10 protein-coding genes are annotated in these 7,095 nt (G+C 39.6%); 4 read left to right on the forward strand and 6 right to left on the reverse strand.

The window, feature by feature from the left end; all coding sequences use genetic code 11:
• Both IBX40_09595 and IBX40_09600 read right to left on the reverse strand, forming a co-directional pair.
• On the reverse strand, window positions 1–516 hold a 516-nt coding region (locus IBX40_09595), incomplete at its 3' end, for a DUF2341 domain-containing protein (GenBank protein ID MBE0524568.1).
• A gap of 29 nt (window positions 517–545) precedes the next feature.
• Complete coding sequence (locus tag IBX40_09600) at window positions 546–1,007, reverse strand: hypothetical protein (protein MBE0524569.1); 462 nt, start codon at window positions 1,005–1,007, stop codon at window positions 546–548.
• Window positions 1,008–1,255: 248 nt separating this feature from the next.
• On the opposite strand from IBX40_09600, the gene IBX40_09605 reads away from it, so the two are divergent.
• From IBX40_09605 to IBX40_09615, 3 genes are read left to right on the forward strand one after another with little or no spacing between them, the layout of a single operon-like run.
• Window positions 1,256–3,190, forward strand: a complete 1,935-nt coding sequence (locus IBX40_09605; protein ID MBE0524570.1) for a hypothetical protein — start codon at window positions 1,256–1,258, stop codon at window positions 3,188–3,190.
• 59 nt (window positions 3,191–3,249) lie between these two features.
• Window positions 3,250–3,696, forward strand: a complete 447-nt coding sequence (locus tag IBX40_09610; protein ID MBE0524571.1) for an Ig-like domain-containing protein — start codon at window positions 3,250–3,252, stop codon at window positions 3,694–3,696.
• Between the two features lie 2 nt (window positions 3,697–3,698).
• A complete protein-coding gene (locus tag IBX40_09615) occupies window positions 3,699–4,133 on the forward strand; it encodes a hypothetical protein (GenBank protein MBE0524572.1) in 435 nt (144 codons plus the stop codon).
• Window positions 4,134–4,140: 7 nt separating this feature from the next.
• On the opposite strand, the gene IBX40_09620 is transcribed toward IBX40_09615, so the two are convergent.
• Window positions 4,141–4,809 carry a hypothetical protein gene (locus IBX40_09620; GenBank protein ID MBE0524573.1) on the reverse strand — a complete coding sequence of 223 codons (669 nt, stop codon included), beginning with the start codon at window positions 4,807–4,809 and terminating at the stop codon, window positions 4,141–4,143.
• A gap of 75 nt (window positions 4,810–4,884) precedes the next feature.
• On the opposite strand from IBX40_09620, the gene IBX40_09625 reads away from it, so the two are divergent.
• A complete protein-coding gene (locus IBX40_09625; protein ID MBE0524574.1) occupies window positions 4,885–6,138 on the forward strand; it encodes a hypothetical protein in 1,254 nt (417 codons plus the stop codon).
• A 338-nt stretch (window positions 6,139–6,476) separates the two neighbouring features.
• Here the strand turns inward: IBX40_09625 and IBX40_09630 are convergent, their stop codons facing one another.
• The 3 genes from IBX40_09630 to IBX40_09640 form a co-directional block, all read right to left on the reverse strand.
• Window positions 6,477–6,728 (reverse strand): type II toxin-antitoxin system RelE/ParE family toxin, encoded by a 252-nt coding sequence (locus tag IBX40_09630; GenBank protein ID MBE0524575.1) that lies wholly within the window; start codon window positions 6,726–6,728, stop codon window positions 6,477–6,479.
• Entirely contained in the window at window positions 6,725–6,907 is a 183-nt protein-coding gene (locus tag IBX40_09635; protein ID MBE0524576.1) for a hypothetical protein, read from the reverse strand. The genes IBX40_09630 and IBX40_09635 overlap by 4 nt, the downstream gene beginning before the upstream one ends.
• Window positions 6,897–7,095 (reverse strand): hypothetical protein (locus IBX40_09640; protein MBE0524577.1); only part of this gene is annotated, 199 nt, incomplete at its 5' end. The genes IBX40_09640 and IBX40_09635, both read right to left, overlap by 11 nt.

Raw genomic sequence — 7,095 nt, forward strand, 5'->3', positions numbered from 1 at the left:
GAAATCCAACCCATTAGCTATCCAATCAGCACCACTATTAACACCATGATTCTCATTCCCGCTTGAATCATTGACAGCGGTCCCTGTTCCCTCATCCATCAACCATATTCCTGACGCATTCACACCCCACACACCACTTGAATTTTCAGTATTATTAGCATCCGAATTGTTATAGTACATGTAGATTGTACTATTGGTGGTATTCGACAGTTCAGGTATCCTGATCCAAGCTTTCAAATTACCTGTAGCAGAATTAAACGTGCCTTCTATCTGGTGGTCAAGTTGAGTAGTATTATCAGAATTGAAAAAAACGATATCATCACCGTCTGCCTGTGCTTTCTCTGCTAAATCTGTGTCGGTGATGTTAATCATCATCGGAAAATCTGTCTGCGAGCCGTTGACATAATTATGGTCAATTGTTATCTGTTTAAAGTAATTCCCGCTGGGAACCGCAGTTACACTATTCATCATCAAAATCAAACAAAGCACAAACAAACCTATAGTAATTTTTCTCATAATTTTCTCCTAACCTATCAATTTATTCCCTAATTAGCTTCAAAATATAATTCCTGGCTATTCCAGGTCTCGAAAGACCAGATTCTTTCACCCGTTTCATTATATGTCCGGACCACAGGCTTTATCGAATAATCGATGTCATCTTTAGTGGCATAATAACCACAGTGATTTCCCGGGCATTTGGTGCTGCGGTTTATCTCTATGGTTTCTGTGTCCCCATCAACAGTAACCTCAACCAGATGCGGAGATATGGCTAAATCAGAGATCATTATATTATGACCCCGGAATTGGAAGGTTTCACTGGAATAATGATTTATAAAGAGTTGTTGGGGTGCAGGTGGAACTTCCGAATCGGGTTTAACTGAAGTCAGAATTTGGGTGAAATTTTCATCTATACCTCCAAGATCTTTTTTGTCGATACATCCACTAATTATGGGTGTCAGTTTGCATACGAATAATCCAGCATACATAATTCTAGAAGTATATTCCATTTTGACCCAATCTCTCACATGACAAGAACTACAATATATTAATGTATAAGTCTTTAAGTGTTGTATTTATTATTTATAAATTTTGTGATTAGCAACGATCCTGGAGATCGAAATTCCTTAACAGGGTTTCACATTTTCCGGGATGCTTTGCTTCTTTCAGTTATTTCATATACTTAACCATTTTTTAAAAAATTTTATCATTATTACTAAATACTTCCAGTTCAATTCATACATCAGGTGGGACCTAAATGTCCGATAATTGGTATCCAAGAGCCTGTAAGAGCTCAGTTAACTTGTTTGGTCGGCTTATTGATGTTGAACGCTTCAAAAAGAAGAGTGAGGATTCTGTCAGCCAGGAATTTCTTGATAGTTTGAACTTTTGCGGACTTGATGTTGAGCCATACCAATCCCAGATACTTGCTATTTCAGGGTCTGCTTCCGCTTTTATATTATTATTGGTGATGGATATTTTTCTCTTCAAATTCATTGTATTCGGCTCGAATACAATTATTTTCATGATCCTGACCACTCTATTAATACCTGCGGTCTTGTTGATATATCTCAGCGAATATCCGAAGATACATGCACGGTTCATGAAGATACATTCATTGGGTGACATCCCCGAGATCCTCTCATATATTGTCATGAGCATGAAATTGGTATCCAACATGGAACGTGCCATCTCGTTTGCTGCTGCAAATTCAGACCGTCCCTTAGCCAGTGATCTGCGAAAACTCATCTGGGATATGCATGTACGGGTTTACACAAGCATGGATGAAGCTCTTATTTCATTTGCTAACCAGTGGGGCAAGAACAGCGAATATTTTAAAAGGGCCCTGCACCTGGTAAAGAGCAGTACAAACGAACCCGATGAAGCACAAAGGATAATGACGCTGAACAAAAGCCTCGACATAGTGCTTGAAGGTACGAAGCACATGATGGAAGGGTTCGCAGCCCGTTTGAAAACACCCACATATGTGCTGTACAGTATCTTCATACTGATACCGCTTGCCCTGGTAGCACTATTGCCTGCCATGAGCATTGTGGGGGTGCGGATAGATACGGTAACATTGATACTTGTGTATAATCTTATCCTGCCTCTGGCCACTTTCTGTTATGCAGAATATATCCTGCTTCAACGCCCTGCAACTTTTCCCCCCCCTGATATTCCTGATGACCATCCCGGACTTGCTAATATTAAAAGCATCAAGCGCAGCATGATACTGGTATCATTGATTGTGTCAATTTTAATAGGCTCATCAGGATATCTCTGGCTGGCTAATGGTAATCTTTTTGGTATCGTTAGCACAGGTGCCATGACCGGTTACATACCGGCACCATTTTCGCTGATATGGGGCGCCACAGTGTTCATCACGATCTATACCATTGGGGTATATACTCCATATAAAAACATCAGGGACGGTATTAAAGAGATCGAGCGCCAGTTCTCAGATGCCTTATTCATATTAGGGCGGCGTATCAGTGAAGGCCGCTCTCCGGAATGGGCATTCATACAGACCTCCCAGACCATGAAAGGTACCCGTATCGGAGATGCCTTTCACGATGTTGCAGGAAATCTGTCGATAATAAGAACAACGTTAAAGGGAGCCATTTTCGATCCGGAATACGGTGCATTCAGGAACATCTATTCAGAAAGGGTACTTACCACCATGCGACTGTTCACCGAAAGTGTACATAAAAGCCATATTGCAGCAGGCATAGCCATCGTGAAACTGGCAGACCATTTAAAGGAGTTGCAGGAAGTGGAAGATAACATTAAACGTTCCCTGTATGATGTGACATCCACAATGAAATCCACTGCCATGATATTTGCACCATTGATAGCAGGTGTTACATTAGCTTTGTCAGAAGTGATCCAGAAGATACTACAGAATATATCTCTTGAGGCCAGCAGACTTCCACAGGATATAGGATTGGAAACTATAATGGCAGATGTAGGAGGAGGAATGGAACAAAGCATACATCCGGATATGTTTACTATGGTTATAGGCGTCTACATGATCATCTTAGTCATCATTCTGGTACGATTCGCTGGTGGTATAGAATATGGGGGGGATAAGGCGCAGTTCATGTATGAACTGGGTCACATATTGCCCGTTTCTATTTTGGTTTTCACCATTTCAGTTGTGGTTAGCCGGGTACTTTTTACTTCAATAGTGTGAATAAATTTCGCAAAATTTAAATATGTTCTATGATGTTGCTGAGGAAGAGGCAGGAGTATATGCATAAAGCTGACAATTTATTTCGAAATGATGAGAATGGTATGGAATTACCAATAAATATCGTAGTAATGCTTGTTGTAGGAATGGTAGCTCTTGCTGCTCTTCTGGCAATAATACCAGAGGCTAAGGAGAATATGGAAGTAGAACTAATATCTGTTCACAACAATAATGGTTCTAATGCCAATATCGAAAATGGTGTAAAGACATCAATAGATGTCGTAATGACCGTCTATGATCGTGATAATAATCCAGTGGAAGGAGCCAGTATAATCATATCAGGAGGAGGTAGTATGGGTTCTAACAAAACAGATGCCACCGGCCAGACAACTGTTACAGTTCCCGAGGTTCTAATTCGTATAAACCAGGATTCTATAGACCTCAAAATGGTTGCAAAAGCTAATGGATTCCATGATTATATAGATGAAACTGCTATCCTGCTAACCTAAACATGCTTCAGGATGAAGCAGGGGCCGTTGGCCTGCCAATGCGAATGGTTGTACTGACCATTGTGGGCATGGCAGGTCTAGGTGCAATGATAATTGTAATTGGGGATCTGAATGTAGTTCCCCGGAGCATCCACGGCGATATTATCGGCATTGAAAACAGTACAACTAGCAGCCTTTTACATGCCAATAACGGTACAAAAAACGTAACTGTTGAAGTTATTGATGTGGATGGAGACTCAGTAGAAAGGGCAACTGTGGTAATCTTCGGTCTTGACAGCTCAGCTTCCGGACTGACAGAGAGGGATGGGCGTGCTGTACTTGTCGTTGATACATCTTCGATCAAAGTTGTTGGAGAAGGATATTTAAAATTGGTTGTTAAAGCAGATGGATTTGCAGACTATCAGAATGATTATGCTTTGAAAGTGGTAGATGATTGACAAATTATTATGATATATCTGGCTGCCTGTTCGTAATAATAAATTTAACAGTCACTACAGAAGCAAATAGCACTGCCAGACATAACGGGAAATAGGTTGTTCGAATAATATCCCACCTGTCAGCCCAAATTAAATACCCTGTAACGATCAATGCAATTGAAGCCATTATTCCGGACAGTTCAATTGGTACTTTAATACTACCTATCGAGATCTTATTAAGATTCTCCTGACGCTGAATTCTAAGTTTTGCAGTTTTCAGTTCTTCTTTTAGTGCTGCAATTTCGGTTTGGTAAGTATTGTTTAATAAATCCAGTGAAGCAGATGCATCATTTTTGAGGGATTTCTGTACCTCGATAAGCCCTTCCATTTTATCATTTATGACTTGAATTTCCTGCTGTATCGAATTTATAGATTCATGATTCAGATCGTTTGATCTCACTGTTTCAAGATCCTTTGTTAGTCCTTCAATAATACTTTGACACTTTTGCACCTCGATCTGCAATTCCTGGATATCAGGATCTATAAACTGGTCTGGACCAACATTCTCAATAAGGGTAATCACCTTTCCATCTTTACTTGCGGACAATCTCCTCTCTACTGCACGCAGCCGCCGATCCAGGCTTCGAACACTTTGATCAAAGGATTCTATCCTCCCGTTAATATCGTAATTCTCCATATTCCCACCGATTCTGCCTTCTTAAACATCAAATAATATATACTTTGTTATCTTCTGTACTGGGCAGGTGGAAAATTGTGGAAAGATGAACAAGGTGCCGATACTATACCATTGAAACTGGTTGTCTATCTGTCAATCGTGGGTATAATAATAGTGATAGTAGCAATAGGTTTGAAAAATGCCCAACCACCTATGGATACTGCCATAATGGAACGACAGATTGAGGAAGTAAAGTCCTCTATTGAAATAATGCAAACTGGGTATTCCAGGCCCATCTCTGATCTACAGGCACCCACTGGAAATATCAGGAGTTTTGAACTTGTATTGCCTGACAACCTGGAATACATATCTTTTGGTGTGGACCCTGACCCGGATAATAATGGAATTCTCAAAGACACACCACCCGGACTGATCACAGATTATGATGATGTGGTTTATTTTAAGTTAAGATATACTGGAAAAATTCGGGTCAAACTTGATGATAATGTACATTTCAGGGAGGGTATATTGAATGATGGTCACTGGACTATAAACGAGCCTCATCAGGGAGTTGTGCTTACCGGTAATAGCCAGTCTGTGGTATTTGAGCTGGTAAATGATGGAGGCAATGTATATACAATATCCCACCTGACAGATGATTTCTATGCTTACATAAACCCGGATACTAATGTGGGTCTACCTCATGGAGTATTATTGTCAACAAGTCCGGTTTTAATTCCAGCCAATAATGAAACTGCCTCAAGGGTCACAGTCCAGATAATCGGTAATGATGGAAAGAGTGTCAAATCTGAAGGCCATCTCATCAACCTGACCAGCAATAAAGGACATCTGAGTAATGATCAAATAATTACCAGTTCCCACGGCAGCGGCAGTGTATTTATAACTTCAAACGAACTGGGATTGGGAGTGATCACCGCCCGATCTCCTGGATTACATGAAGGGACTGCTGAAATAGTCTTTATTGTGAATTCAGCAAAAGTAGAATTCAATGAATGGATAAAATATTCATCAGGAGAGGGCGACCCATCAGAACTTATCGCAGATTTTTTAATTTCACACAATGGTGAATATAATATCATCCTGACAGGCTGGGGTACAGAAGCACACTGGCCATTATCACCAGAAGGCTGGCCCATTGGCAGGATCGAAGTGGACGGGATGATTTTGAGTGAAAGAGAGGTTGACAGTGGATCACATATAGATGTGCCATACGGGAAAATAATACTGGATGAAGGTGTTCATACAATAAGGGTGACCATGACCAATGATCTTAATATTCCTGTTATTGGTGATAGGAACTTGTTTGTTGAAAAAATAGAATTTTCATGAAATTTAAGAAAACTCATATATATTTTTTCGCATTTCATCTGGGATATGAAAAGGGTTTACAAACGAACCTGATGTAGCACAAATGATTATGGCGCTGAATAAAAGTATTGCGTAATTCATTAATTTTTAACTAAGGTTTCACCGAAAAATAACTTATATAAATTAATCTCCGTTTGGTAAAATAGAATAATTCCATTTAGGATGTAAGGAATGGTATGAATTGAGATGGATGCCTGGGTGGGTGTTTGCAGGGGGCACCGCCTGAAATATAATTATGAAAAAAAGAAATACAATCTCAATCTGTATCGTTAGAAAAGAATTCCCAGTGCCACATAGATCTAATTATAAATGCCTTCTCTTCTTCCAACCTTTAAAATTCTAATTTCAGATTCATGGACAGCATAAATAATTCGAAAATCTCCAATTCTTATACGATATGTCCTCTGTCTTCCCTTTATTTTCTTATATGGTAGGCTGTACGGGTTTTGTTCTAACTGTTTTAATTTCTCAATTATTCTCTGTTTGTCATTAGAAGAAATGCTTTCAAGAAATGAAATTGCATTTTTACTTAAAGACATGTTAAAAGTCATACTAAATCTTGAATAGAAAATTTATTTCCCTTATCCATCTCTCTTTCGATCTTATCAAGCTCTTCACTCTCTTCTGATGATAACTCTTCGATACCAAGAAAGTTCTCAATTTTTAAATTGAGATGGATAAGTTGATCCTCTATTTTCAATAAATGTGTGATAATTTCTTTATCCGCCATAGCATTCATATATAATTTGATTGTTTGAATAGGTAATAATAGTTATTGTTTTCATCATTCCATACTTCAAATATTCTTCACTGACACTGCCCCACGTCCCTTCTTCAGCTTTCCCGCCGCCCCTTCTCGCCTTCACTCTGCCCGTGTGCCCGTCCCGATCTGCTCCGCCTGCCCTTGTGGTGTGGGGG

The organism is Methanosarcinales archaeon, from assembly GCA_014859725.1.
In the GTDB taxonomy this organism is placed as follows: domain Archaea; phylum Halobacteriota; class Methanosarcinia; order Methanosarcinales; family Methanocomedenaceae; genus Kmv04.

What these genes read in the sequence shown, in the direction of transcription:
- IBX40_09600 (MBE0524569.1), bottom strand. Translation starts at nt 1,007, where the DNA reads ATGGAATATACTTCTAGAATTATGTATGCTGGATTATTCGTATGCAAA.
- IBX40_09605 (MBE0524570.1), top strand. Translation starts at nt 1,256, where the DNA reads ATGTCCGATAATTGGTATCCAAGAGCCTGTAAGAGCTCAGTTAACTTG.
- IBX40_09610 (MBE0524571.1), top strand. Translation starts at nt 3,250, where the DNA reads ATGCATAAAGCTGACAATTTATTTCGAAATGATGAGAATGGTATGGAA.
- IBX40_09615 (MBE0524572.1), top strand. Translation starts at nt 3,699, where the DNA reads ATGCTTCAGGATGAAGCAGGGGCCGTTGGCCTGCCAATGCGAATGGTT.
- IBX40_09620 (MBE0524573.1), bottom strand. Translation starts at nt 4,809, where the DNA reads ATGGAGAATTACGATATTAACGGGAGGATAGAATCCTTTGATCAAAGT.
- IBX40_09630 (MBE0524575.1), bottom strand. Translation starts at nt 6,728, where the DNA reads ATGACTTTTAACATGTCTTTAAGTAAAAATGCAATTTCATTTCTTGAA.
- IBX40_09635 (MBE0524576.1), bottom strand. Translation starts at nt 6,907, where the DNA reads ATGGCGGATAAAGAAATTATCACACATTTATTGAAAATAGAGGATCAA.